This is a genomic window from Streptomyces sp. NPDC006655, from assembly GCF_040703965.1.
In the GTDB taxonomy this organism is placed as follows: Bacteria; Actinomycetota; Actinomycetes; order Streptomycetales; family Streptomycetaceae; genus Streptomyces.
Genome location: NZ_JBEYJU010000089.1, coordinates 5,036 through 29,290, shown reverse-complemented (window position 1 = coordinate 29,290; position 24,255 = coordinate 5,036). Strand labels below are relative to the sequence as shown.

Below are 24,255 nucleotides of genomic sequence, written 5' to 3'. Positions count from 1 at the left end.
ACCATGCAGCGAGTAGCAGTCCAGCGAGACGACCAGCGCGCCCGGAACGAACGGAACGCAGAGCGACGGGCCGGGCGCCTCCGCCGCTCCCTCGTCTGCGCGGCCGCCGTCCCCGCCGTGGCGCTGTTCGCGTCGGCCTGCTCCTCCTCCGGCTCCGCCGACGCGGCACAGGGCACCGGTGGCGGCTCCACGAACACCGCCACCGCGCCCGCCGGTGCCACGGCCGCCTCGCCGACCGTCCAGGCGGCCAAGTACCAGAAGCTGCCCGAGCCGTGCGCGGCGCTGTCGAAGCAGACGCTCACCTCGCTCGTGCCGCAGGGCGTGAAGTCGGGCAAGGAGGGCACCTCGGACGACGTGGCCACGCGCGGCAGTTGCTCCTGGAGCAGCCTGGACAACAACGGCGTGAAGGGCTCCCAGTTCCGCTGGCTGAACGTCTCCTTCCTCCGCTTCGACTCGGACGCCGGCCGTGGCAGCGGCGACCAGCAGGCGGAGACCTACTACACCGGCCAGGTGCGGGAGGCCCAGTCCGTGGCGGGCGCCAAGAACACCAAGTCGGAGCCGGTCAGCGGGGCCGGCGACCAGGCCACCGCCGTCCGCTACGACCTGAAGAAGAAGGAAGGCGCCTTCAAGCAGCAGACGGTCGTGGCACGCGTCGCGAACGTGGTCGTCACGGTCGACTACAACGGCGCGGGTCTCGCCGGTGAGAAGACACCGGACGCCGACACGCTCACGAAGGCCGCGGTGCAGGCCGTGAAGGATGCGGTGGCGTCGGTTTCGACCGCCAACGGCGGTTCGGCGCCCGCGAGTTCACCCTCCGCGACCCCCTCCGGGAAGGCCTCCGCGACACCCTCCGGATCCCCCTCCGCCTCCGCTTCGCCCTCCAAGTCGTCATCCAAGAAGAGCTGACCGGCACCACGTGCGCCGCACACATGTGCCACCCTGTTGCGCGCACCAACACGCAAGGGGAGGGGAGTACCGGTGGCCGCGCCAATGCAGCTGACCCGGATGCACCGCGTTCTCATCGGCGTGGTCGTGACCGGCGCGATGATCATCGCCGGCATCGGCTTCGCCGGTTCGTACGCCGCCGTCCGTGAGCTGGCCATCAAGAAGGGCTTCGGGAACTTCGCGTACGTCTTCCCGATCGGCATCGACGCGGGCATCTGCGTCCTGCTCGCCCTGGACCTGTTGCTGACCTGGATCCGCATCCCCTTCCCGCTGCTGCGGCAGACGGCCTGGCTGCTGACCATCGCGACGATCGCCTTCAACGGCGCGGCGGCCTGGCCGGACCCGCTGGGCGTGGGCATGCACGCCGTCATCCCGATCCTGTTCGTGGTGGCGGTCGAGGCGGCCCGGCACGCGATCGGCCGGATCGCCGACATCACGGCGGACAAGCACATGGAGGGGGTCCGCCTCACCCGCTGGCTGCTCTCCCCGGTCCCCACGTTCCTGCTGTGGCGCCGCATGAAGCTGTGGGAGCTGCGCTCCTACGACCAGGTCATCAAGCTGGAGCAGGAACGTCTCGTCTACCAGGCGAGGCTCCGCTCCCGCTTCGGCCGCGCCTGGCGCCGCAAGGCGCCGGTGGAGTCCCTGATGCCGCTGCGCCTGGCCCGCTACGGCGTTCCGCTGGCGGACACCGCCCCGGAGGGCCTGGCGGCGGCGGGCATAGAGATCCCGGTGCTCCTCCCGGCCCCGCCGGCAGCATCCGCCCCCGCCCCGGCCCAGGCCCAGGCCCCGGAGGCGCCCCAGGGCCGGCAGCGCCCCGCGCTGGTCCCGGCACCGGCCCCGGAACAGGAGCCGCAGCCGCAGCCGCAGCCGCAGCCGGAGGTGAACCCCTGGCTGCACGCCAGGGACCCCCAGCAGATCGAGTACCACGGCGGCTACGACCCGACGTACGAGCCGCCCTACGAGCCGCAGTACACCGAGGAGGAGTACGCCGCCTGGCAGTACGAGCAGCAGCAGTACGAGCAGCAGCAGAACCAGCAGGACCAGTACCAGCAGGACCGGTACCAGCAGGACCAGCTCGCCCAGGTACGGTTCCGCCAGGGACAGCCTCCCCAGGAGCAGCAGCCCCTCCCCGAGGAGTCGCCCTCGGAGACGACCGGCAGCTTCCCCATCCCCTCCGGCCCGGGGCGCACCCGTGAGCTGGGCGAGGGCGGCGGCACCGAGCCGACCGAGGAGGAGTACTACCAGGTCTTCAAGAAGTCGATCGACGGCGGTTACCCCAGCTCCGGCCAGTTCCGGGGCGACGTGGAGGCGACCTACGGCATCTCGCTCCCGCAGCGCGAGGCCGACCGCATGGTCAACCGCTTCACGAACCGCCACACGGCGGAACTCCAGGACGACCACATCGCGTAGGCCGTACCACGGCATGAGGAAGGGGCCCTCCCGTGCGGGAGGGCCCCTTCCTCATGCCGGTCTACGCTCCGAGCAGGTGCCGTACCCGGTCCTGTCCGACCGCGAGCAGCAGGGTGGGCAGCCGCGGCCCGGTGTCACGCCCCACCAGCAGGTGGTACAGCAGCGCGAAGAACGAACGCTGGGCGGTCTTGATCTCCGGCGGCAGCTCCTTCGGCGTCGCGTCGGCGGAGAAGCCGACCTGCACCTTGGGCACGCCGTACACGAGGTGGGTGAGCCCGTCGAGCGACCAGTGCTCGGCGAGCCCGTCGAGCAGCAGCCGCAGGGACTGCTGGGAGGCCTCGTCGAGGGACTTCAGGAGTTCCGCGTCCGGCTCCTCGCGGACGATGGTCCGCTGGTCGGCCGGTACCTGGGTGTTGATCCAGGCCTCCGCCTTGTCGAGCCGGGGCCGCACCTCCGCCAGCGAGTCCAGCGGCTGCTCCGGGTCCAGCTCGCCGAGGATGCGCAGCGCCTGGTCCTCGTGCCCGGCGGTGATGTCGGCGACGGAGGCGAGCGTCCGGTACGGCAGCGGCCTGGGCGTCCGCGGCAGCTCGCCCCCGGCCGTCCGCACGGCGCGCGAGTGGGCGGCGATGTCACCGGGCAGCGCGGACCCGTCGGCGACCTTCGCGTCCAGCTTGTCCCACTCGTCGTAGAGCCGCTGGATCTCCTGGTCGAAGGCGATCTTGAAGGACTGGTTGGGCCGGCGGCGGGCGTAGAGCCAGCGCAGGATCTGCGGCTCCATGATCTTCAGCGCGTCGGCCGGGGTGGGCACCCCGCCCCGGGACGAGGACATCTTCGCCATGCCGCTGATGCCGACGAACGCGTACATGGGTCCGATGGGCTGCTGCCCGCCGAAGATCCCGACGATCTGGCCGCCCACCTGGAAGCTGGAGCCGGGCGACGAGTGGTCGACGCCGCTCGGTTCGAAGACGACGCCCTCGTAGGCCCAGCGCATCGGCCAGTCGACCTTCCAGACCAGCTTGCCGCGGTTGAACTCGCTGAGCCGGACGGTCTCGGAGAAGCCGCACGCGGTGCAGGTGTAGGTCAGCTCGGTGGTGTCGTCGTCGTAGGCGGTGACGGTGGTCAGGTCCTTGCCGCAGCCGCCGCAGTACGGCTTGTACGGGAAGTACCCGGCGGACCCGGAGGAGCCGTCGTCCTCGGCGGCCGCGCCCGAGCCCTCCTCGGCCTCCAGCTCGGCCTCGTCGACGGCCTTCTGCTGGGGCTTCTTGCCGGTCTTCGGCCTGGTCCGGTACTGCGCGAGGATCGCGTCGATGTCACCGCGGTGCTTCATGGCGTGCAGGATCTGCTCGCGGTAGACGCCCGAGGTGTACTGCGCCGTCTGGCTGATCCCGTCGAACTCCACACCCAGCTCGGCCAGCGACTCGACCATCGCGGCCTTGAAGTGCTCGGCCCAGTTCGGGTACGCGGACCCCGCCGGGGCGGGCACGGAGGTGAGCGGCTTGCCGATGTGCTCGGCCCAGCTCTCGTCGACCCCGGCGATACCGGCCGGCACCTTGCGGTACCGGTCGTAGTCGTCCCAGGAGATCAGGTGCCGGACCTGGTGTCCGCGCCGCCGGACCTCGTCGGCGACGAGGTGCGGGGTCATGACCTCGCGGAGGTTCCCGAGGTGGATCGGTCCTGACGGGGAGAGCCCGGACGCGACGACGACCGGTTTGCCCGGGGCCCGACGCTCCGACTCCTCGATGACCTCATCCGCGAAACGGGAGACCCAGTCGGTGGTCTCGGTGCTCTGAGCCACGATCGGCACGTCCTTCTTTCAGACACGGCACAGCCGGTACGGTCGCACGGCTGACGGCCCCATTGTCCCAGGGACCACGCCTTCCATGAAAACGCCATAATCCAAGAGCCCCGTAAGGACCACGGGGTTGCATCACCGACAGCACAACCGCCGCTCGGCGGCGCAGCCGCCGCTTGGGGGCGCGGGGCCGTGCCGACTTGCGGCTCCGCCGCGCGGGCGCGACCAGCCACGACGCACCCGCACCCGGCCGCGCCCCTCCTAGCAGGCGGCGCAGCCGCCGCTTGGAGGGGCGCGGGGAACTGCGCGACCAGCCACGACGGAGCCGCACCCGGCAATGTCCCCCGACCCCCCACCCCCGTAGCCGCAAAAACCCCTTTACCCCCCGTGAAATACTGGACCCGTCTACCCGCACCCACGAGGAGAACGGCTCCTACCCCATGGCCTCGGTCACGTCCCTCAGCGACTCCGTCAACCAGCAGCTCACCGACGCGCTCGCTTCCGCCCTGCCGGAAGCCGACGCGGTCGACCCCCTGCTGCGACGCAGCGACCGGGCCGACTACCAGGCGAACGGCATCCTCGCCCTCGCCAAGAAGGCCAAGGCCAACCCGCGCGACCTGGCCACGCAGGTCGTCTCCCGCATCTCCACCGGCGCGGCCCTGATCCAGGACGTCGAGGTCTCCGGCCCCGGCTTCCTGAACATCACCCTCGCGGACCGGGCGATCACCGAGAACCTCGCCGCCCGGTACGCGGACGGCGACCGGCTCGGCGTCCCGCCGAAGGCGACCCCCGGCGTCACGGTCATCGACTACGCCCAGCCGAACGTCGCCAAGGAGATGCACGTCGGCCACCTGCGGTCCGCGGTGATCGGCGACGCCCTGCGCGGCATGCTCGACTTCACCGGCGAGAAGACGATCGGCCGGCACCACATCGGCGACTGGGGCACCCAGTTCGGCATGCTCATCCAGTACCTGATCGAGAACCCGGACCAGCTGTCCGCGGAGACCGACACGGACGGCGAGCAGGCCATGTCGAACCTGAACCGGGTCTACAAGGCGTCCCGGGCGGTCTTCGACACGGACGAGGAGTTCAAGGAGCGGGCCCGCAAGCGGGTGGTCGCCCTCCAGTCCGGCGACAAGGAGACCCTCGACCTGTGGCAGCGGTTCGTGGACGAGTCGAAGGTCTACTTCTACTCGGTCTTCGAGAAGCTGGACATGGAGGTCCGGGACGACGAGATCGTCGGCGAGTCGGCGTACAACGACGGCATGCCGGAGACCGCGCGGATCCTGGAGGAGACGGGTGTCGCGGTCCGCTCCGAGGGCGCGCTGGTCGTCTTCTTCGACGACATCCGGGGCAAGGACGACCAGCCGGTCCCGCTGATCGTGCAGAAGGCCGACGGCGGCTTCGGCTACGCGGCCTCGGACCTGACGGCGATCCGCAACCGGGTCCAGGAGCTGCACGCCACGTCCCTCATCTACGTCGTGGACGTGCGGCAGTCCCTGCACTTCAAGATGGTCTTCGAGACGGCCCGGCGGGCGGGCTGGCTCACCGACGACGTCACCGCGCACAACATGGGCTACGGCACGGTGCTCGGCGCGGACGGCAAGCCGTTCAAGACCCGTGCCGGTGAGACCGTACGGCTGGAGGACCTGCTGGACGAAGCGGTGCAGCGGGCCGCCCAGGTCGTCCGGGAGAAGGCGCAGGACCTCACCGAGGACGAGATCCAGGAGCGGGCGCAGCAGGTCGGCATCGGCGCGGTGAAGTACGCCGACCTGTCGACCTCCGCCAACCGGGACTACAAGTTCGACCTGGACCAGATGGTCTCGCTGAACGGCGACACGTCCGTCTACCTCCAGTACGCGTACGCCCGGATCCAGTCGATCCTCCGCAAGGCCGGGGAGGTCCGGCCCGCCGCGCACCCGGAGCTGGAACTGCACGCGGCGGAGCGGGCGCTGGGCCTGCACGTGGACGCGTTCGGTGACACCGTCTTCGAGGCGGCGGCGGAGTACGCCCCGCACAAGCTGGCGGCGTACCTGTACCAGCTGGCCTCGCTGTACACGTCGTTCTACGACAAGTGCCCGGTCCTCAAGGCCGACACCCCCGCCCAGGTGGAGAACCGCCTCTTCCTGTGCGACATGACGGCCCGCACCCTCCACCAGGGCATGTCCCTGCTGGGCATCCGGACGCCCGAGCGCCTCTGAGCGTCGTACCCGCACCGTCCGTACGAAGGGCGGTGCGGGTACGACGGCTGTGGCCGGCTGTCAGGCGGCGAAGCGCTTGAAGGCGGCGCGGGTGCCCGAGCCGGCGATGCCGTCGATGTCACCGGTGTAGCCGTAGTCGGCCTTCAGCAGGCGCTGGAGCGCCTTGATCGTGTTGGTGCCGGGGTCGCCGTCGATGGCACCGGTGTAGCCCCAGTACTGCTTGAGGCAGCGCTGGAACGCCTTCCAGCTGTTGGGGCCGAGCTGGCCGTCGATGCCGTCGGTGTAGCCCCAGTACTCCGCCAGGAAGTTCTGCACGTTCTTGGCCTCGGCGGTGGTCAGGCCGAAGTTCTCGTAGGAGGCCAGGGTGGCGGCCCGCGCGCTCACCGCGGGCTGCGAGACCGGCGCGGCGAAGCTGGTGCCGGCGGTCGCCAGCGATCCGGCGGCGAGGCCGGCGACGGCGGTGATTCCGACGAGGGTCCGGGTCAGAACGTTCGGTCGCATGCGTTCCTCTTTCAGGTCGTGGTCGGCATCCGACCCGTTCGGCGCGTCGGTGCCGCCACCACGGTGCGGGCCGCCCGGCGGACCCCGCCACGGCTGTCGGCGAAGTGGCGGCCTGCTGGGACGCCACCCCCTCTGAACTGCGCCGACACCCTCCGACGGGACGGAGTGGCGGGACGGCCGTACAGGGGTGGCCATGCTCATGCAGAATGCGTCGGAGCGGGGGCCGCTGACCACGGTTCCGGACCGCATCCGGGGGGGTACATGTCGCGCTGGAAAGAACTGCCCGCTGAACTGGATCCGCGCGTGCGGCAGTTGCTGGTGCGGCTGCGCCGCCTGAAGGACCACAGCGGGCTGAGCGTACGGCAGCTCGCCGCGCGGACCGGGTACAGCGCCAAGTCGTGGGAACGGTATCTGGGCGGCCGGCACCTGCCGCCCGCTCAGGCCGTGGAGGCACTGGCCCGGATCGGCGGGGAGGATCCGACCCGCTTGCTGACCCTGCGCGAGGTGGCGGCGGAGGCGTGGGAGCACGGCAAGGACCGCGGGAGAACCGCCGTACCGGCCGCCGAAGCCCCGGCACCCGAGCCCGAGCACCAGCCCGAATCCGAGGCCGGGCCCGAGGCCGGGCCGCGTCCCGCCGCTGAGATACGGCTCTCCGTGCGGACGTTGCGGATCGCGGTCGCGGCCGGGGCGGTGGCCCTGGTGCTCGCGGTGTCGACGGCTGTCCTGGTGACCTCGTGGCTCACCGGCCGCTCCGGCGCCGACGCCGACCGGACGGCGCGGACGGCTCCGCTCGCCGCGTCGGCACCGGCCTCGCCCCCCTCGTACAGCTGTCGTCTGCAACGGGTGGACGGCGCCTGGTACGCGGGCAACAGCCGGACCCTGGACGCCACCGTGGGGTACGGCCAGTCGGGGCCGGACGTCGTGGAGGTGCAGTGTCTGCTGCGCCGGGCCGGTGTGTCGCCGGGCGGCATCGACGGCATGTTCGGCCCGCTGACGCGGGGCGCGGTGGTGCGGTTCCAGAAGCGGGCGGGGCTGATCGGCGACGGCATCGTGGGCCCGCGTACCTGGAAGGCGCTGCGGGGATGACCCCGGAGCGGACCCGGCTGGCCGCCTCACTGCGGGAGTTGAGAGCCCGCACCGGCCTGAGCCTGGCGGCCCTGGCGACGAAGACGGCGTTCAGCAAGTCGTCCTGGGAGCGCTATCTCAACGGCAAGGCCCTGCCCCCGCGCCAGGCGGTCCAGGAACTGTGCCGACTGGCCGGTGAGCCGGACGGGCGCTGCCTGGCGCTGTGGGAGATCGCGGAGTCGGAGTGGAGCGGTCGGGGCAAGGAGAAGCCTGCGCCTGCGGCCACGGGTGCGTCACCCACCGCATCGCCCGCCGCATCGCCGCCCGCCGCATCGCCCGCCGCATCGCCGCCCGCCGCATCGCCGCCCGCCACGGCGCCTGCCTCCGCCGCCCGGCTCGCCGGGCACCGGAGTGTCGTCACCGTGGCGGTGCTCGCGTCCGTGTGCGCCGTGGCGGTCGGCGCGGTGGCGGTGGCGACCGCGCTGCTGCGGCCGGGCACCGACGGCACCTCGCGCGCCTCCGCCGAGGCGCCCCCGCACCAGGACCCCGCGTCGTCCGCCCCGCGCTGCCGGGCCGCGACCTGCGAGGGCCGGAACCCGATGGCCATGCGGTGCGCTGCCTCCCCCGTCACGCTGGCCACCCGTCACACGGCCGGCGACGCCTGGCTGGAGGTGCGCTACAGCAAGGAGTGCGGGGCGAGTTGGGCGCGGATGTGGGGGACGCGGGTCGGTGACCGACTGGAGGTGACGGCGGCCGGCCGGGTGCACGGCGCCGACATCAGAACGGCCGCCGACGCGGACGCGTTCGTGTACACCCCGATGACGGCGACCACCCCCGGAACCACGATCCACACCTGTTTCCACCCTGCGGGGGACACCAAGCGGGAGTGCGTCACCTCAGTGGCGCGGTGACGCCGAGGCGCACAGCGGATCAGAAATACTCTCAGCAGATATACACTCAGAGTATATCCCCGGTGTATGTTCCTCGCATGAGTGTTCCTCTCACCCTGTTGGGGCTGTTGGAGCGAGAGCCGAGCCACGGCTACGACCTCAAGCGCGACTACGACACCTTCTTCAACCGCGGCAAGCCGCTGCCGTACGGGCAGGTCTACACAACGCTCGGCCGGCTGGCGCGGGACGGGAAGATCATGGCCGGCGAGGCGGAGCCCGGGGTCGGCCCCGAGCGCAAGCGCTACGTGATCACCGAGGCCGGGGCGACGGAGTTCGAGACCTGGCTCACCGAGCCGGTCGCCCCCGAGCCCAATCTGCAGACCGTGCTGTTCACCAAGGTGGTGCTGGCCCTGATGCTCGGCCGGGACGCCCAGCAGTACCTCGACACCCAGCGGGCCGCCCACCTGGAGCGGATGCACGAACTGACCCAGCTGCGCCGCACCGGCACGCTCGTGGACGTCCTGCTCGCCGACCACGGCCTGTTCCACCTGGAGGCCGACCTGCACTGGATCGAGGTGACCGCGGCCCGGATGGACGCGCTCGCCGAGGAGGTGCGTCCATGACCGCCCTCATAGAGGCCCGCGCTCTCACCCTGTCCTTCGGCGAGACCCCCGCGCTGCGCGGTGCCGACCTGGCCGTGGAGGCCGGCGAGGTGTTCGCCGTGATGGGCCCGAGCGGCTCGGGGAAGTCCACCCTGCTGCACTGTCTGGCAGGCATCCTCACCCCGGACTCCGGCGAGGTGCACTTCGACGGACGCCGCATCGACACCATGAACGAGGCGGATCGCAGCGCGCTGCGCCGCGACGTCTTCGGGTTCGTCTTCCAGTTCGGTCAGCTCGTCCCCGAGCTGACCGCCGAGGAGAACGTCGCCCTGCCGCTGCTGTTCTCCGGCAAGCGCCGGGCGGCTGCCCTCGCCGAGGCCCGGCCCTGGTTCGCCAGACTGGGCCTGGACGGCCTGGAGCGGCGCCGCTCCGGGGAGTTGTCGGGAGGTCAGGCGCAGCGGGTGGCGCTGGCCCGCGGCCTGGTGGCCCGGCCGAAGGTGCTGTTCGCCGACGAACCGACCGGGGCGCTGGACTCGCTGACCGGCGAGCGGGTGATGGAGCTGATGGTGGACGCGGCCCACGAGGAGGGCACCGCCGTCGTCCTGGTGACCCACGAACCCCGGGTCGCCGCGTACGCCGACCAGAAGGCCATGGTCCGGGACGGCAGGTCCAGCCTGCTCACGACCGGACGGATGGCCTCGTGATCGCCTTCGCCGTCCGCCTCGCGGTCAGCGGCGGCCGAGAGGCGCTCGCCCGGCTGGCCATGATCGCCGCCGCGGTCGCCATCGGCGTCGGGCTGCTGCTGTCGACCTTCGCCGGCATGAACGCCGTCGAGCGGACGAACCAGCGGCAGGTCTGGCTCGACACCGGCGCCGCGGGCCGTACCGAGCGGGCCTCGGCGGACCCGCTGTGGTGGTGGCCGCACGGCGACTACTACGACGGGAAGTCCCTCACCGAGGTCGACGTCGCCGCGACCGGCCCGACCTCGCCCGTCCCGCCCGGTCTGACGCACCTTCCCGCGCCCGGCGAGTACTACGCCTCTCCCGCACTGGCCAGGCTGATCCGCGCCACCCCGGCCGACCAGCTGGGCGACCGCTTCCCCGGCCGGCTCACCGGCACGATCGGCGACGCCGCTCTGGCCTCCCCGGACTCGCTGATCGCCGTCATCGGCCGTACCCCCGCCCAGATCAAGGGCGCCCCAGGGGCGAGAGCGGTCACCACCATCGCCACCAGCCGGCCATCCCCCTGTGACAACGCGTGCTGGGACCACGCGGTGCGCGGCGACGCGCTGACGCTCATCTCCTCCGTGGTGGCCGGGGCACTGATCTTCCCGGTGCTGATCTTCATCGCCACCGCGACCCGGCTGTCCGCCGCCACGCGCGAACAGCGGTACGCGGCGATGCGGCTGGTCGGCGCCACCCCCCGGCAGGTGTCGCTGCTCTCGGCGGTCGAGTCCGCGCTGGCGGCGGCGGCCGGGACGGTGGTCGGCTTCGGGCTCTACGCCGCGCTGCGCCCGCTGGTCGCCACCCTTCCGCTCACCGGGCAGCAGCGGTTCTTCCTTTCGGATCTGACGCTCAGCGCCCCGCAGGTCCTCGGCGTCGTCGTCGGCGTGCCGGTCGCGGCGGCGATCGCGGCGCGCCTCGCCCTGCGCCGGGTCACCATCTCCCCGCTCGGCGTGACCCGCCGGGTGACTCCGCGTCCGCCGCGCGCCTGGCGGCTGATCCCGCTGCTGGCGGGACTGGCCGAACTGGCGTACTTCGTCTTCGTCGGCCGTCGCCCGGCGACCGGGAACGGCCAGACGGCGGCCTACCTTCCAGGCTTCCTGGTGGTGATGCTGGGCCTGGTGATCGCCGGGCCGTGGCTGACCATGACCGCTGCCCGGGTCGCCGCCCGGCGCACCCGACGCCCGGCGGCCCTGATCGCTGTGCGGCGGCTCGCCGACGACCCGAAGGCCGGCTTCCGCGCGGTCAGCGGCCTCGTCCTGGCCCTGTTCGTGACCACCGCGACCGTCAGCATCATCGGCACCATCAACGACTACCGCGGCACGCTGGGCGGCGACCGGCAGACCCGGACGGTGGTGGAGGCCGGCGGCGACGGTCAGGCGCCGCTGGCCGGGGCCATCCCGACACGGCTGCTCACCGAGGTGCGGGCGATCCCGGGCGTGCGGGGGGTAGCCGTCGTCCACGCGAACCCCGACGGTGTGGGCAAGGTGGTGCACCGGACAGTCCACCCAGGCGGTCCGCCCCCGGAGGCGCCGGCCCTGGTGACCTGCTCCGACCTGGCGGGGACTCCCATGGTGGGCCGCTGCCCGGCCGGAGCGAGCGTCACGGCCGTCGACTTCTACGCGTTCGTCAGCCTGCAATCGCATCCGAGCTTGCCGTGGCCCGCCGCCGCGATCAGCACCGCAGCCGTCGCGAGGCTGCCCGTACAACTGGTCTACGTGGCCACCGACGGGTCGACAGCCGCCATGGAACGCGTACGGACCCTGCTCACCACCGCCTACCCGCACCACCAGGCCCAAACGGTGGGCGACTGGGGCACCGACTTGCAGCAGGAGCTGGCCGGTTGGCGGCAACTGGCCGACGTGGTGCTGCTGACCACGCTGCCGATCGCAGGGTGCAGCCTCGCGGTGAGCGTGGTGGCGGGCCTGTCGGATCGCCGACGCCCGTTCGCACTGCTGCGGCTCACCGGTGCGCCGCTGGGAGTGCTGCAACGGGTGATCGGCCTGGAGAGCACACTGCCGCTGCTGGCCGTGGCCGCGATCTCGATCGGTACGGCCTTCGCCGCCTCTGCCCTGTTCCTGAAATCGCAGATGCGCTACGACCTGGTGTCACCGGGCGCGGCGTACTACGCGCTCGTCACTCTCGGCCTCGTCGCCTCGCTGGGCATCATCGCCTCGACTCTCCCCCTGCTCAGACGCGTCACCGGCCCAGAGACCGCCCGCAACGGCTGACACGCCAGGAAACCCAGACTCGGGAGGATTCATGACCGTCACGGCGTCCGACAGCCGACAACCAATGACGCGCCGACGCATGCTCCGGGCTGCGCTGACCGCTGGAATCGGGACTGCCGTACCGCTCGGCGTCGCGTCCCACGCATGGGCGGCTCCGACCGCCTCCGGCCCGGCGCGACTCACCCTGCCTCCGCCCACCGGCCCTCATCCGGTGGGCACGGTGCCGCTCCACCTCGTCGACACCTCACGCCCGGATCCCGTGGCCGGTCCGGGGCATCACCGCGAGTTGATGGCCAGCGTCTGGTACCCCGCCCGTAGGGCGGAGAACCTGCCGCGCGCCCCTTGGATGACCGAGGGCGCGTTTCGGGCGTTGCTGACAGACGCCGGCTTCCCCCTCGACCCCGCCCTCGGCCCGCTCACCGCCGGGCACCTGGGCGCACCCGTGCGCCGTATGGGCCACCGCCTGCCCGTCATCGTGTACTCGCACGGCTCGGGCAGCCACCGCGGCGACCACACCGTCATGGTCCAGGAACTCGCCAGTCACGGGTATGTGGTGTTCACCGTCGACCACACCTACGACACGTTCACCGAGTTCCCCGACGGCCGAGTGGTCACCCCGGGCGACGTCCCGATGTTTCCTAGGGACTTCGCGGCGGACCTCCGGTTCCTGCTCGACTGCGTGGAGGGGGTCGCAGCCGGCCGCAACCCCGACGTCGACGGCAAGCCACTGCCCCAGGGTTTGCTCGGCGCCCTCGACCCCCGGCGCATCGGCGCGTTCGGCTGGTCGAAGGGGGGCACCGCCACCGCACTCACCATGCTCGCCGACCGGCGTGTCCGAGCCGGACTCAGCATCGACGGCCCGATGCAGCCGACCATCACCACCGATCTGGACCGGCCGTTCATGATGATGACCGCCGTGTTCACCCGGGCCGCCATGCCGGACGTCGCCGCGTTCTGGACGCACCTTCGCGGCTGGCGGCTCGACATCCAGGCCGACGGGGCCATCCACAACTCATACGGCGACAACGCGATGCTGATCCCGCAGGCGGGCAAGATCCTCGGCATGACCGACCAGCAGATCCAGGACTGGATCGGCACCCTCGACCCGGTCCGGTCGGTACGGATCCAACAGGCCTATCCGCCGGCCTTCTTCGACCTGCACCTGCGGCACCGCGGGGGGCATCTTCTCGACGGCCCGAGCGCGGCCTTCCCGGAGGTGAAGTTCCTTCCATGACGCGTGCGCCACCGGGAGCCGGGCCGACCAACTGCTCACGGTGGCAAGCGTCAGAGACTGAGCACCGCCCGCAACGCGACGTCCACGCGTTCCATCTGCTCGCCGGGAACGTCCCCGTGGGGAGCCAGGACCACTCCCCTGAGCGGAGTCGTCACCCGCACCGTCACCAGCGATTCCCTCCGCTCCCCCGACGTGTTCAGCAGCGCGCAGAGGGCCGCGCCGGGGCACAGCTCGGCCACGTGGTCGGTCCACACCTGACCACGCTTCAGTTGCCGCACAGGTCGTCTCCGATACGGGCGCTGTCCTCGGCGTGCAGCGCCATCGCGTCTCGCAACGACTGATCCCTTAGGCCCGGGCGACGAAGGCCGAGAGATTGCCGTCCGCCGCCTCACGCGCGGACTCGAACTCGGCCCACACCACCTTGCCGAGCTCCCGCTCCGCCACCCCCCACTTGTCGGCGAGGGCCCCGACCAGCAGCAGCCCGCGGCCGCCCTCGTCCGCGTCGTCCGACGGCTCGGTGGGCGTCGGCAGGCCCGGCCCGCTGTCGTGCACCTCGACGCGGACGGCCTCGCCGTCGTACCGCAGCCGCAGCAGGAAGCCACGGCCGGGCGGCACCCCGTGCAGGAGGGCGTTCGTGGCCAACTCGCTCACGCACAGCGACAGGTCGGCGGCGCGGGCCCAGTCCGCCAGACCCCAGCACCTGAGCGACTGCGCGGCGAACCGCCTGGCGGCGGGCACGGATCGGCGCTCCCGGGCGTAGAACTGTTCGCGAGGGTAGAGGAGTTCGTTTCGGTCGTTCACGGGACGAATGTCGCGCAGAGTCACTACGGTGGTGCAGAGAGTGGACCCGTACGGATTTTTTGTACGGGTTCCCACCCGGTGACGTACGCGTGCCCCAGGGGATTGAGACCGACATGAGCGCGAAGAAGCCGCCGCGGCCGAAGAACCAGACGTCGTTGAAGATGCTCGGCAAGCAGCTGGGCACGGCCCGCCGGGCGGCCGGTCTGACCCAGACCGAGCTGGGCCTCCGGGTGGGCCTCGACGACCAGACGATCGCGTCCATCGAACAGGGCCGCCGGGCACTGAAACCGGACACGGCGGCGCGACTGGACGAAGTACTGGACACGAAGGGCGTGTTGACGGCGGGGGTGGCCAACCTGCCGGACGTCGACCAGTTCCCCATGTGGGCCGAGCTGTACATGGAGCACGAACGCGAGGCGATCGCCCTGTCCTCGTACGCGAACCAGGTGCTGCCCGGACTCCTCCAGACGAGGGCCTACGCCGAAGCCGTCCTGCGGGAGCGGGTTCCGGCGTACGACGAGGAGGAGATCGAGCCGAAGACGACGGCGCGCATCGAGCGCCAGGACATCCTGCGCCGCAGGAATCCACCGACGGTCAGCTTCGTCGTATGGGAGCCGGTGCTGCACCTCGCCTTCGGCGGATCGGAGGTACGCATGGGGCAACTCCGTCATCTTCGTGCGGCGGCCGAACTTCCCTGTGTGTCCCTGCAGTTCATGCCGACTTCCGCTGCCTCCCACGCGGGGCTGGCTGGTCCCTTCGTCCTCCTGGAGACACCGGACCATCAGCACCTGGCCTACATCGAGGGCCAACGCGGCAGCCAGTGGGTTTCCGACGCGGACGAGGTGTCCAGGCTGGCGCGCAAGTATGCGATGCTGCGAGCACAGGCCCTGTCCCCTCTGGAGTCGTACGGCCTGCTGGGCCGTCTGCTAGGAGAGCAATGAGCACCGCACTTCAGTGGTTCAAGTCGAGCTACAGCAGTGACGAAGGCGGCGAGTGCATCGAAGTCGCCCTCGCCTGGCGGAAGTCGAGCTACAGCGGTGACGAAGGCGGCGAGTGCATCGAGGTCGCCGCCTGCCCCCACGTCGTCCACGTCCGGGACTCCAAGAACGACCCCTCCCCCGACGCCCCGGCCCTCGCGCTCGGCCCCGCCCCCTGGGCCGCCTTCACCGCCGCCCTCAAGTAGCCGTGCCCGGCGGCGTTGTCAGTGGCGGGCTCTACAGTTCACTGCCATGGCGACTCTTCCCAACCCGCTGCCCAAGCTGGCGACCGATCCGAGTGGTCGGTCCCTGGGGTTGCAGCTCCCGCCCGGGAGACTGATCGACGCGACGCTCTGCGGGCCCTGGCACGAACCCCTGTTGTGGCACGCGGGTCAGCCCGCGGGGCCCGGTACCTGGACGGCGCTGGGTGCGCAGGCCGGGCGGGCGGGCCTGCTGCCGGTCCTCGTCGACGTGTCCGAGCTGGACGACTGGGACTTCGCGCCCGGCGAGACGTCGTACCCCGGTGACCACGACGCCGAGGACGTGCTGGAGGACGCCTGGGAGGAGGACCCGCCGGAGGGCGAGGAGTGGCCGGGGCTTGCCCCCGCCGGCGCGCTGGTCGCCGACCCGGACGCGCGGGCCGCCGAGGTCGCGGACGCGCTCAGCCAGGGACGGCCCTGGCTGAAGGAGCCGCACCTGGCGCTGGTGCCGGCGCGGCGCAGCGCGGACATACCGGCGGCGATCGGCTGGAGCGGGCCGGTCAACCACGAGGAGGACGTGGCCCGGCTGTGCGCGGTGCTGCGCTCCTGGGAGGACCGGTTCGGGATACGGGTGGTGGCCCTCGGCCTGGACCACCTCGCCGTCTCCGTCGCCGCCCCGCCCACCGACCTGGACACGGCGGAGGCGATCGCCGCCGAGCACTTCGCGTTCTGCCCCTACGCCGTGCTGCCCGGCAGCGACGACACCCTCTCGTCGTACGCCGAGCAGCTGGTCGGCGAGCGGTTCTGGCACTTCTGGTGGGACTGACCGGACCCGCTAGCTCCTGAGGGCCCCGGCCAGTCTGCGCAGGCCCTCGCCGATCTCCTGCGGTGTCTGCGTCACGAAGCACAGGCGCAGGGTGGCGCGGTCGGGGTCGGCGGCGTAGAAGGGCTCGCCGGGGACGTAGGCCACCAGGTGGTCCACCGCGCGCCGCAGCAGGGCGGTGGTGTCGTACGACTCCGGGAGCCGGGCCCAGAGGAACATGCCGCCCTCGGGCCGGTTCCAGACGGATCCTGCCGGGAGGGCGTCGGCGAGGCCGGCGAGCATGGCGTCCCGGCGTTCGCCGTACACCGCGCGGACCTTGGCGACGTGACCGTCCAGGACGTCCAGGTAGCGGGCGGCGGCCAGCTGGTTGACGGTCGGGGTGTGCAGGTCGGCCGCCTGCTTGGCGACCGCGCAGGCCCGGCGCAGGGCGTCGGGGGCGCGCAGCCAGCCGAGGCGCAGGCCGGGGGCCATGACCTTGGAGAAGGAGCCGAGCAGGACGGTACGGTCCGCGGCGGCGGGCAGGGACGCGATCCAGGGGACGCGTTCGCCGTCGTAGCGCAGGTCGCCGTAGGGGTCGTCCTCGACGATCCACAGGCCGTGCCGGGCGGCGGTCTCGGCGAGGTCGGCGCGGCGGGTGGCGGGCATGGTGCGGCCGGTGGGGTTCTGGAAGGTCGGGACGAGGTAGAGGAGTTTGGGCCGCTCGGTGCGGATCAGTTCGGCCAGGGCGGCGGGGTCGACGCCGTCGGCGTCGCAGGGGACGGGCAGGACGCGCGCGCCGGCCAGTCCGAACACCTGGAGTGCCGCCAGGTAGCAGGGGCTCTCGACCAGGACCGTGTCCCCGGGGTCGACGAGCGCGGTCGCCAGCAGGGAGAGGGCCTGCTGGGAGCCGGTGGTGATCAGCAGGTCGTCGGCGTCGGTGGGCAGGCCCCGGGTGCTGAGGCGGGCGGCCAGTCCGGCGCGCAGCGTGGGCTCGCCCTCCGTGGTGGAGTACTGCAACGCCCGCTCCGGGGTCTCCTCAAGGACCGCTCGGAAGACGGCCGCTATGCCCTCCCGGTCGAACAGTTCCGGGGCGGGCAGGCCGCCCGCGAAGTTGATGACCTCGGGGCGTGCGGTCACCGCCAGGATGTCCCGCACGGGCGAACCGCCGACACTGCGGCTGCGGGCCGCGAGCGGGGGCAGCGCGGCGGGCGCGGGGGCGGGGGCGGGCGTGACGGTCATGGGCGGCTCCTTGGCTGGTCCTCGTCTTGATCCTCGTCCTGGCGGGAGCGTAGAGAGGTACGTGCCGTCTACACCTGTGATTCCGCGATGCGGACGGGCGGTGCCGGGCTCGCGCCGGGGCCTCGGGCGTCCCGTACCGCCGTCCCAGGGGCCGGGAACGTGCCAGGTCAGCGAGGTGGGCCGGGTACGGGCGTCCCGAATCTCCCGTGAAGTCTGGTGACGCGGGCGGGTCGCGCCACAGGCTGAGGATGCTTCGGGACCGCCGACCACGCCGAGAACGTCAAGGGAGCCCTCGCATGTCCGCCACGCACTCCGCCCCGGCCCGCGGCCGCCGCCGTCTCCTCGCGGCGGCCGTCCTGGCGCTGGTCACCGCGAGCACCCTCACCGGATGCCGGGACGGACAGGGCGTACGCGACGAAGGCCCGTCCGCCGCCTCCCTCACACGCCCCGGCGACACGACCCACTCCGGTCCCACCGTCACCGGAACCCGGCGGCCCGCGGACACCGACGTCCGCTGGGCCGGCACCCGACCCCGACCGCAGCGGTAACCCGCCGCCCCTGGTCTCAGCCCTTGGTGCCGACGCCCGCGTAGACGTTGATGTCGGCGTCGGTGACGTCGTTGATGTCGGCGTAGCGGACCTTCTCGATGTCGTCGAGGGAGTCCAGGTAGGCGGGTTCCGGCTGGTCGGGGACCGGGGCCGCGCCGTCGGCGTGCCAGTGGTGCACGGGGACCACGCCGGGGGCGGCGAGCTCCAGACCGTTCTCGGTGAAGAAGCGTTCGACCTCGGCCCGGGAGCGCAGCACGAAGGTGAAGCCGCGCTCCGTGTACGTCCGCTGGACCGCGCGGATGTTCTCCGGGTTGAGGTCCTCGGTGAGGTGGCTGAGCACCAGCCGGCTGCCGGACGGCAGGGCGTCCAGGAGCTGGGACACGATCGGGTAGGCCTCCTCGTCCGCCACGAAGTGCAGGATCGCGACCAGGCACAGGGCGACGGGCTGGTCGAAGTCGAGGGTCTTCGCGGCCTGTTCGAGGATCTCCGCCGGGTTCTTGAAGTCGGCGTCGATGTAGTCGGTGCGGCCCTCGGGCCCGCTGGTGAGCAGGGCGCGGGCGTGGGCGAGGACGACCGGGTCGTTGTCGACGTAGACGACCCGGGAGTCGGGGATGATCCGCTGGGCGATCTGGTGGACGTTCTCGGCGGTCGGCAGGCCGGTGCCGACGTCGAGGAACTGGCGGATGCCGTCCTGGGCGACGAGCCTGGTCACCGCGCGGCGCAGGAAGTCGCGGTTGTGCCGGACGTCGAGGTAGCCGCGCGGGTTGGCGGCGAGCGCGGCGGCCGCGGCGGCCCGGTCGACGGGGTAGTTGTCCTTGCCGCCGAGGAAGACGTCGTAGACCCGGGCCGGGTGCGCCTTGGTGTTGTCGATCCTCCTTCGCAGCTCGGCGGGGTCCTGGTCGAGGGCGTCACCGGACATGGGTGTCTCCTGGGCGGTCGGCGCGGAGGAACGGCAGAGGTCTTCCTCGAACGATCAGCAATCGCTCGTCAACAACCTAACTCCGAAAGCGACTTGATCGCGCCCGCCCAGGAGAAGCGAGGGAGGAGCGAGGTGAAGCGGGGGCGGGACGGCTCAGCGCAGCAGCCGCGCGGCCTCCACCGCCCAATAGGTGAGGATGTTCTGCGCGCCGGCCCGCCTGATGCCCGTCAGGGTCTCCAGGATGGCCCGCTCGCGGTCGATCCAGCCCTTCTCGGCGGCGGCCTCGACCATCGAGTACTCGCCGGAGATCTGGTAGGCGGCCACCGGCACGTCCACGGAGTCGGCGACCCGCGCGAGGATGTCCAGGTAGGGGCCGGCCGGCTTGACCATCACCATGTCGGCGCCCTCCTCCAGGTCCAGGGCCAGCTCCCGCAGCGACTCACGCGCGTTGGCGGGGTCCTGCTGGTAGGTCTTGCGGTCGCCCTTCAAGGAGGAGCCGACGGCCTCGCGGAACGGGCCGTAGAAGGCGGAGGCGTACTTCGCGGTGTAGGCGAGGATCGCGACGTCCTCGCGGCCGATCTGGTCGAGCGCGTCACGGACGACGCCGATCTGCCCGTCCATCATCCCGCTGGGCCCGACGACATGGGCGCCCGCGTCGGCCTGCACCTGGGCCATCTCGGCGTACCGCTCCAGGGTGGCGTCGTTGTCGACGCGGCCCTCGGCGTCGAGGACACCGCAGTGCCCGTGGTCGACGGTCTCGTCGAGGCACAGGTCGGACATCACGAGCAGGTCGTCCCCGACCTCGGCCCGCACGTCCCGCAGCGCCACCTGGAGGATCCCGTCCGGATCGGTGCCGGGCGTGCCGAGGGCGTCCTTCTTGTCCTCCTCCGGCACACCGAACAGCATGATCCCGGAGATCCCCGCCTCGACCGCCTCCGCGGCCGCCTTCTTCAGGGTGTCCCGGGTGTGCTGGACGACACCGGGCATGGCGGCGATCGGCACGGGCTCGCTCACGCCCTCCCGGACGAACGCCGGGAGGATGAAGTCCGCGGGGTGCAGCCGGGTCTCGGCGACCATGCGCCGCATGACGGGGCTGGTCCGCAGCCGCCGGGGACGCGAACCGGGAAAAGAGCCGTACTTCGTCATGCCCTCTACGCTACGCCCGCACCCCACGCACCTTTGCCGACGCCCCGTCGGCGCCCCCGGCGGCCGGGCGGCTCAGATCTCCAGCTCGGATTCGAGCTTCTTGAGGCTGTGCCTGGCCAGGGCGAGGTTGCTGCGGCCGCGGTCCAGGGCGAGGTAGAGGAAGAGCGAGCCGCCGGCCTTGGGCAGCGGGCGGATCAGGTGGTACTGGCCGCTGAGCGTGATCAGGATGTCCTCGATCTCCTCGTCCAGGCCGATGGACTTCAGGGTGCGCTTCTTGGCCCGGACGACCTCGGTGTTGCCGGCCGCCGCCAGCTCCAGGTCCAGGTGCGGACCGCCGCCCAGCGCCCCGAGGGACATGCCGCTCTCGTAGTCGACGAGGGCGACCCCGAGGGCGCCGTCGATGCTCATGGCTTCCTTGAGCGTTGTCTCGATGTTCACGCTGGTGCCCTCGATCTTCCGTACGTGGGTCGCCCCGGACGCAACAGGTCCGGACCAGGTTGCTTCCCGACCCTTTCGGGTCTGAATAAGCATCATCTTTGGCCGGTGTTGCAAGAGTTGGCAATAAAGTACTGTGCGAAGCGAGCGTCAGGAGGGGGAACTCATGGCTTCGCTCGACTCCGTCCTGCACGACGTCGCGGGAACGCCCGGTGTGACCGCGGCCGCCCTCCTGGACGGCGTCACCGGCCTCACCTACGCCGAGCACGGCGCGGAAGGCGCCACGTCGGCCGCCCAGGACGCCCAGGCCACCGCCCACTTGGCGACCACACACCTCAACCAGGCCGGTTCGGTCGGCGCGTTGGAGAGCATCGTCGTCACGACCGCCGGCCAGCACCATGTGACCACCGTGGTCGAACGCCAGGGCGGCGATCCGCTCCTGCTGTTCGCCCTGGTGGACCGGGACCGGACCAACATCACCTGGGTGCTGCGCGACCTGGCCGAGCGCACGGGCCGGCTGCTCGTATGACCCTGGAGACGGCACCGCCCCGCAACGTCCCCGCGCTCCTGACCGCCCTGCACACGCGGAAGGATTCCGCCACCGTGCTGGTCTCGGGCAGCCCCGGCGGGGTCATCCACGTCCGCCACGGCCTGGTCGTGGCCATGGAGACGCCGGCCGCCCCGGGCGTCGAGGTCCTCCTCCTCAAGTCCCGCCGGATCGCCGAGGAGGACTGGACGGCCCTCCGCGCCACCGGTACCGACCCCGCCCACCTGGCCCGCGAACTGGTCGCCCGGGGACTCCTCGGCGCCGCGGAACTGGAGATCACCGGCCAGGCCGCTCTCTTCGACGCGGCCTTCGCGCTGGCGCTGACCCGACCGGAGGGCTGGGAGGCGGCCGAGCCCCGCCCCCACCTCGACACGGGCACGGCGGTACCGCCCGCCCGCATGGTCGGCGAGACGTCCCGCCGCATCCGGTTGCTCGCGAACGAGCGCGGCGCCACCGCCCGCTTCGCCCGCGACCGCCTGGCACCGGCCCCGGCGGCCGGCGACCCGGCGCGCCTCGCCCGCCTCTCCTCCCGCCATCGAGCCGTCCTGACCACCGCCGACGGCCGGCGCACCCCCCGGGACATCGCGTTCACCCTCGGCCGCGGCCTGTTCGCGGTCATGCTCGACCTCCGCGACCTGCTCGCCCTCGGCTTCCTCCAGCCCCTGGCGGCCACCGCCTCCGACCGGCCCAGCACGGCCCCGCGCACCCCACCCCACACCTCGGCGGCAGCACCCCGGCCGTCGGCGACCCCGCTCCCCCGCCGCAAGCGCTAGGGACGCCGCGGAGATCCATCAGAAGGGCCCTAGATCTGGGGCAACGGCCCACGCACCACAGGAAGAAGCCATCATGAACGACCCCGTGCAGGACATCCTCGTCTCGTTGCGCGACCGGGTGATGGGCGTGTCCGAGACCATTCTGGCCACCGTCGACGGCCTGGTGGTGGCCAGTGACGCCGACAAGACGCATCCCGAGTCCATGGCCGCGGTGGCCGCCGCCGCCCTCTCCCTCGGGCACCGCCTGGCCGACCAGGGCCACACCGGCACGCTGCGCCAGGTCACGGCCCAGTGCGGCGCGGGCCACGTCGTCGTCACGGCGGTCGGCAACCGGGCCCTGCTCGCGGTGGTCACGGACGAGGGCCTGGACGGCCTCGCCTTCGACCGCGAGATCCCCACGACGGTCGCGGACCTGACGAAGGTCCTCGACAACGACCCGGCCTGACACCGCCCGAGCTGCCACCGCCCGGCCTGACACGTGTCGACGAGCGCGGACACGCTCCTGCGAGGACAGAAGTCCCTACGGCACGGCTCAGGACCCGGTGGGTGCGCCGGGCCCTGAGCGGTCGGTGGGGTCGGTCCTGCCTACGACTGGTGGAACGTCCAGGTGCTGCCGTCGTGGGCCTTCGGCACGTACACCTGGTGCCAGGACCAGCCGGCCGGCGGGCGGACGTAGTGGAACTCGACGGAGCGGTCGGTCCCCCACCAGTAGTCCGCGGCCGTGGTGCAGCCGTTGGCCGGGACGTCCCAGAACCGGGAGCCGACCCAGTCGCCGTGGTCGTTGTAGCCGACGAGGTAGAACCGCAGGGCCGCGCCGTTGTCGTTGCAGACCCTGAGCTGGACGTAGGCGTCGGCGGCGTCGGCCGTCGCGGGCGTCGCCAGGACCCCGACGGCGGAGGCCACGGCGAGCGCGGCGACGGTGAGCTTTCGGCGGAGGGTACCCATGTCGTTCGTGCCTTTCCGGGCGGGACGGTGGTCGGGTGGACGGGAAGGGAAGAGACGCGGGGCCGCCCGCTGTCCTGTGGGGTTCAGCAGTGCGCGGCGCGCTCGGCGGAGGTCATCCTGGCGTCCTTGAAGTTGACGTAGCCGGCCTTGGGGTTGTCGTTGTTGAACCCGGTCGACACGTAGTCGTTGACGTACCAGATGTAGTGGCCGTAGTAGCGGCTGCCGAAGTGGATCTCGTACCAGCCGGTGGCCTTCTGCTTGGCGGTGCCGCGCTCGATCCAGCCCTTGTAGCCGGCCGGGATGTTGACGGTGTCGCTCTCGGTGTCGGTGTGCGAGGTGGTCCAGTCGTGCCGATAACTGGTCTCGACGGAGACCTCGTAGACCTCCCAGAACTTCGCGGACGCCGTGATCGACACCCCGACCGAGTTGGTGGAGGCGGTCGTGTCGGACCAGTCGATGCGGTGCTGGTTGGTCTGGCTTGCGCAGTTGTACGCCGTGGAGCCGACCTGGTGGTTGGGGCCGGTGTACGTCGAGTAGCTCTGCGGGTGGAACTCGCACAGGTCGGCCCAGCTGCAGGCGTCGAGGAGTTGCTTCGTGGTGGGCGAGTCGGCGGCGTACGACTGCGGAGCCGCCATGAGGGAGGCGCCGAGGGCGAGGGCGGCGACGGCGCCGCCGCTGCGGGCGAGGCGGCGGGAGGGGGAGGTGGTGCGGAGCGGGAATCGCATCGAGTACTCCAGTGGGTGCCGGCTTCCCCCTGCGGGGAGAGCCGCGGCTGACACGGTCGGGGAACTGCACGTGCGTGTCTTTCTCTGGCCGGCCCTCGTGGGTGGGAGGGCCGGCCCGGCGACCGCTGCGCCGCCGGACCGGGGGGAGGTCACCGGCGGCGGAGCGGACCGTTCGGCAACCACTCTGGGAGCGTCGGAATTGTTGATCAACCCAGGTCAGAGGGGTAAACAACGCGACCGACGCCCCTACCGCCGGGTAGGCCGAGCCAACCCACCCCACCGGGGCGCCGGGCGCCCGGGGCGCCGGGGCGCTGAAGCGTCAGCCGGCGGTTGCTCGGTGGCCGGCGGGGTGGTCGGGGTGGGCCCGGCCGTGGGTGGTGGGTCGGGTGTCGGGCCGGTGGGCGCGTGGTCCGTGCTCGCGTGCCCGGCCGGTGGGCGGCGGGTCGGTTGCCGTCCTGTGGTGGGCGGCGGCTCGGTCGCCGTCCTGTGGTGGGCGGCGGCTCGGTCGCCGTCCTGTGGTGGGCGGCGGCTCGGTCGCCGTCCTGTGGTGGGCGGCGGCTCGGTCGCCGTCCTGTGGTGGGCGGCGGCTCGGTCGCCGTCCTGTG

General features: G+C 71.9%; 26 protein-coding genes. 16 read left to right on the top strand and 10 right to left on the bottom strand.

The genetic code is table 11. From position 1 onward, the window contains the following. Positions 1-3 precede the first annotated feature (3 nt). Both AB0958_RS35175 and AB0958_RS35170 read left to right on the top strand, forming a co-directional pair. Positions 4-906, top strand: a complete 903-nt coding sequence (locus AB0958_RS35175; protein ID WP_366894534.1) for a DUF3558 domain-containing protein — start codon at positions 4-6, stop codon at positions 904-906. Positions 907-1,005: 99 nt separating this feature from the next. Further along, positions 1,006-2,355, top strand: coding sequence for a DUF2637 domain-containing protein (locus AB0958_RS35170; protein WP_366894542.1), 1,350 nt, complete (start codon positions 1,006-1,008; stop codon positions 2,353-2,355). Positions 2,356-2,416: 61 nt separating this feature from the next. Here the strand turns inward: AB0958_RS35170 and lysS are convergent, their stop codons facing one another. Next, on the bottom strand, positions 2,417-4,159 hold the full coding sequence (lysS, locus tag AB0958_RS35165; protein WP_366894533.1) for a lysine--tRNA ligase: 1,743 nt from the start codon (positions 4,157-4,159) through the stop codon (positions 2,417-2,419). A 428-nt stretch (positions 4,160-4,587) separates the two neighbouring features. On the opposite strand from lysS, the gene argS reads away from it, so the two are divergent. After that, positions 4,588-6,348 carry an arginine--tRNA ligase gene (gene argS / locus AB0958_RS35160; protein ID WP_366894532.1) on the top strand — a complete coding sequence of 587 codons (1,761 nt, stop codon included), beginning with the start codon at positions 4,588-4,590 and terminating at the stop codon, positions 6,346-6,348. Between the two features lie 60 nt (positions 6,349-6,408). Here argS and AB0958_RS35155 read toward each other — a convergent pair whose 3' ends face one another. Then, positions 6,409-6,849, bottom strand: a complete 441-nt coding sequence (locus AB0958_RS35155) for a peptidoglycan-binding domain-containing protein (RefSeq protein WP_366894531.1) — start codon at positions 6,847-6,849, stop codon at positions 6,409-6,411. A gap of 261 nt (positions 6,850-7,110) precedes the next feature. On the opposite strand from AB0958_RS35155, the gene AB0958_RS35150 reads away from it, so the two are divergent. The 6 genes from AB0958_RS35150 to AB0958_RS35125 all read left to right on the top strand — a co-directional run bounded on the left by AB0958_RS35150 (position 7,111) and on the right by AB0958_RS35125 (position 13,593). Next, positions 7,111-7,935 carry a peptidoglycan-binding protein gene (locus tag AB0958_RS35150; protein ID WP_366894530.1) on the top strand — a complete coding sequence of 275 codons (825 nt, stop codon included), beginning with the start codon at positions 7,111-7,113 and terminating at the stop codon, positions 7,933-7,935. Further along, a complete protein-coding gene (locus AB0958_RS35145; RefSeq protein ID WP_366894529.1) occupies positions 7,932-8,825 on the top strand; it encodes a DUF2690 domain-containing protein in 894 nt (297 codons plus the stop codon). The genes AB0958_RS35150 and AB0958_RS35145 overlap by 4 nt, the downstream gene beginning before the upstream one ends. Before the next feature lie 77 nt (positions 8,826-8,902). Beyond that, positions 8,903-9,427 carry a PadR family transcriptional regulator gene (locus tag AB0958_RS35140; protein WP_366894528.1) on the top strand — a complete coding sequence of 175 codons (525 nt, stop codon included), beginning with the start codon at positions 8,903-8,905 and terminating at the stop codon, positions 9,425-9,427. Beyond that, the gene (locus AB0958_RS35135) at positions 9,424-10,110 is read left to right on the top strand and encodes an ABC transporter ATP-binding protein (RefSeq protein ID WP_366894527.1); all 687 of its coding nucleotides are present in this window, start codon (positions 9,424-9,426) and stop codon (positions 10,108-10,110) included. Before AB0958_RS35140 ends, AB0958_RS35135 begins: the two co-directional genes overlap by 4 nt. After that, positions 10,107-12,359, top strand: a complete 2,253-nt coding sequence (locus AB0958_RS35130) for an FtsX-like permease family protein (protein ID WP_366894526.1) — start codon at positions 10,107-10,109, stop codon at positions 12,357-12,359. The genes AB0958_RS35135 and AB0958_RS35130 overlap by 4 nt, the downstream gene beginning before the upstream one ends. Before the next feature lie 289 nt (positions 12,360-12,648). Then, positions 12,649-13,593: an acetylhydrolase gene (locus AB0958_RS35125; RefSeq protein ID WP_366894525.1), complete on the top strand. Its 945-nt coding sequence runs from the start codon at positions 12,649-12,651 to the stop codon at positions 13,591-13,593. Positions 13,594-13,643: 50 nt separating this feature from the next. On the opposite strand, the gene AB0958_RS35120 is transcribed toward AB0958_RS35125, so the two are convergent. Both AB0958_RS35120 and AB0958_RS35115 read right to left on the bottom strand, forming a co-directional pair. Beyond that, the gene (locus AB0958_RS35120; protein ID WP_366894524.1) at positions 13,644-13,871 is read right to left on the bottom strand and encodes a hypothetical protein; all 228 of its coding nucleotides are present in this window, start codon (positions 13,869-13,871) and stop codon (positions 13,644-13,646) included. A gap of 67 nt (positions 13,872-13,938) precedes the next feature. Further along, on the bottom strand, positions 13,939-14,394 hold the full coding sequence (locus tag AB0958_RS35115; protein WP_366894523.1) for an ATP-binding protein: 456 nt from the start codon (positions 14,392-14,394) through the stop codon (positions 13,939-13,941). A gap of 113 nt (positions 14,395-14,507) precedes the next feature. Here AB0958_RS35115 and AB0958_RS35110 point away from each other — a divergent pair, with 113 nt between their 5' ends. Genes AB0958_RS35110 through AB0958_RS35100 form a run of 3 tightly spaced genes read left to right on the top strand, consistent with a single transcriptional unit; the run spans position 14,508 to position 16,397 of the window. After that, positions 14,508-15,335, top strand: coding sequence for a helix-turn-helix transcriptional regulator (locus tag AB0958_RS35110; RefSeq protein ID WP_366894522.1), 828 nt, complete (start codon positions 14,508-14,510; stop codon positions 15,333-15,335). Then, on the top strand, positions 15,332-15,577 hold the full coding sequence (locus tag AB0958_RS35105) for a DUF397 domain-containing protein (RefSeq protein WP_366894521.1): 246 nt from the start codon (positions 15,332-15,334) through the stop codon (positions 15,575-15,577). Before AB0958_RS35110 ends, AB0958_RS35105 begins: the two co-directional genes overlap by 4 nt. 46 nt (positions 15,578-15,623) lie before the next feature. Further along, positions 15,624-16,397: a DUF4253 domain-containing protein gene (locus tag AB0958_RS35100; protein WP_366894520.1), complete on the top strand. Its 774-nt coding sequence runs from the start codon at positions 15,624-15,626 to the stop codon at positions 16,395-16,397. 9 nt (positions 16,398-16,406) lie between these two features. Here the strand turns inward: AB0958_RS35100 and AB0958_RS35095 are convergent, their stop codons facing one another. Next, positions 16,407-17,612: a PLP-dependent aminotransferase family protein gene (locus AB0958_RS35095; protein ID WP_366894519.1), complete on the bottom strand. Its 1,206-nt coding sequence runs from the start codon at positions 17,610-17,612 to the stop codon at positions 16,407-16,409. 296 nt (positions 17,613-17,908) lie between these two features. On the opposite strand from AB0958_RS35095, the gene AB0958_RS35090 reads away from it, so the two are divergent. Further along, on the top strand, positions 17,909-18,160 hold the full coding sequence (locus AB0958_RS35090) for a hypothetical protein (RefSeq protein ID WP_366894518.1): 252 nt from the start codon (positions 17,909-17,911) through the stop codon (positions 18,158-18,160). Between the two features lie 16 nt (positions 18,161-18,176). Here AB0958_RS35090 and AB0958_RS35085 read toward each other — a convergent pair whose 3' ends face one another. The 3 genes from AB0958_RS35085 to AB0958_RS35075 all read right to left on the bottom strand — a co-directional run bounded on the left by AB0958_RS35085 (position 18,177) and on the right by AB0958_RS35075 (position 20,663). Beyond that, complete coding sequence (locus AB0958_RS35085; protein ID WP_366894517.1) at positions 18,177-19,079, bottom strand: SAM-dependent methyltransferase; 903 nt, start codon at positions 19,077-19,079, stop codon at positions 18,177-18,179. A gap of 153 nt (positions 19,080-19,232) precedes the next feature. Further along, complete coding sequence (gene hemB, locus AB0958_RS35080; RefSeq protein ID WP_366894516.1) at positions 19,233-20,225, bottom strand: porphobilinogen synthase; 993 nt, start codon at positions 20,223-20,225, stop codon at positions 19,233-19,235. Positions 20,226-20,297: 72 nt separating this feature from the next. Beyond that, positions 20,298-20,663, bottom strand: a complete 366-nt coding sequence (locus AB0958_RS35075; RefSeq protein WP_366894515.1) for a hypothetical protein — start codon at positions 20,661-20,663, stop codon at positions 20,298-20,300. Positions 20,664-20,826: 163 nt separating this feature from the next. Here AB0958_RS35075 and AB0958_RS35070 point away from each other — a divergent pair, with 163 nt between their 5' ends. From AB0958_RS35070 to AB0958_RS35060, 3 genes are all read left to right on the top strand, one after another. Next, complete coding sequence (locus tag AB0958_RS35070; protein ID WP_366894514.1) at positions 20,827-21,189, top strand: hypothetical protein; 363 nt, start codon at positions 20,827-20,829, stop codon at positions 21,187-21,189. Further along, positions 21,186-21,980 (top strand): hypothetical protein, encoded by a 795-nt coding sequence (locus AB0958_RS35065; RefSeq protein ID WP_366894513.1) that lies wholly within the window; start codon positions 21,186-21,188, stop codon positions 21,978-21,980. Before AB0958_RS35070 ends, AB0958_RS35065 begins: the two co-directional genes overlap by 4 nt. A 73-nt stretch (positions 21,981-22,053) precedes the next feature. Then, positions 22,054-22,425 carry a roadblock/LC7 domain-containing protein gene (locus AB0958_RS35060; RefSeq protein ID WP_366894512.1) on the top strand — a complete coding sequence of 124 codons (372 nt, stop codon included), beginning with the start codon at positions 22,054-22,056 and terminating at the stop codon, positions 22,423-22,425. 140 nt (positions 22,426-22,565) lie between these two features. Here AB0958_RS35060 and AB0958_RS35055 read toward each other — a convergent pair whose 3' ends face one another. Together AB0958_RS35055 and AB0958_RS35050 are read right to left on the bottom strand one after the other, a co-directional pair. Next, the gene (locus tag AB0958_RS35055; RefSeq protein ID WP_360567610.1) at positions 22,566-22,925 is read right to left on the bottom strand and encodes a hypothetical protein; all 360 of its coding nucleotides are present in this window, start codon (positions 22,923-22,925) and stop codon (positions 22,566-22,568) included. Positions 22,926-23,008: 83 nt separating this feature from the next. Next, entirely contained in the window at positions 23,009-23,650 is a 642-nt protein-coding gene (locus AB0958_RS35050; RefSeq protein WP_366894511.1) for a hypothetical protein, read from the bottom strand. Between the last annotated feature and the right edge of the window lie 605 nt (positions 23,651-24,255).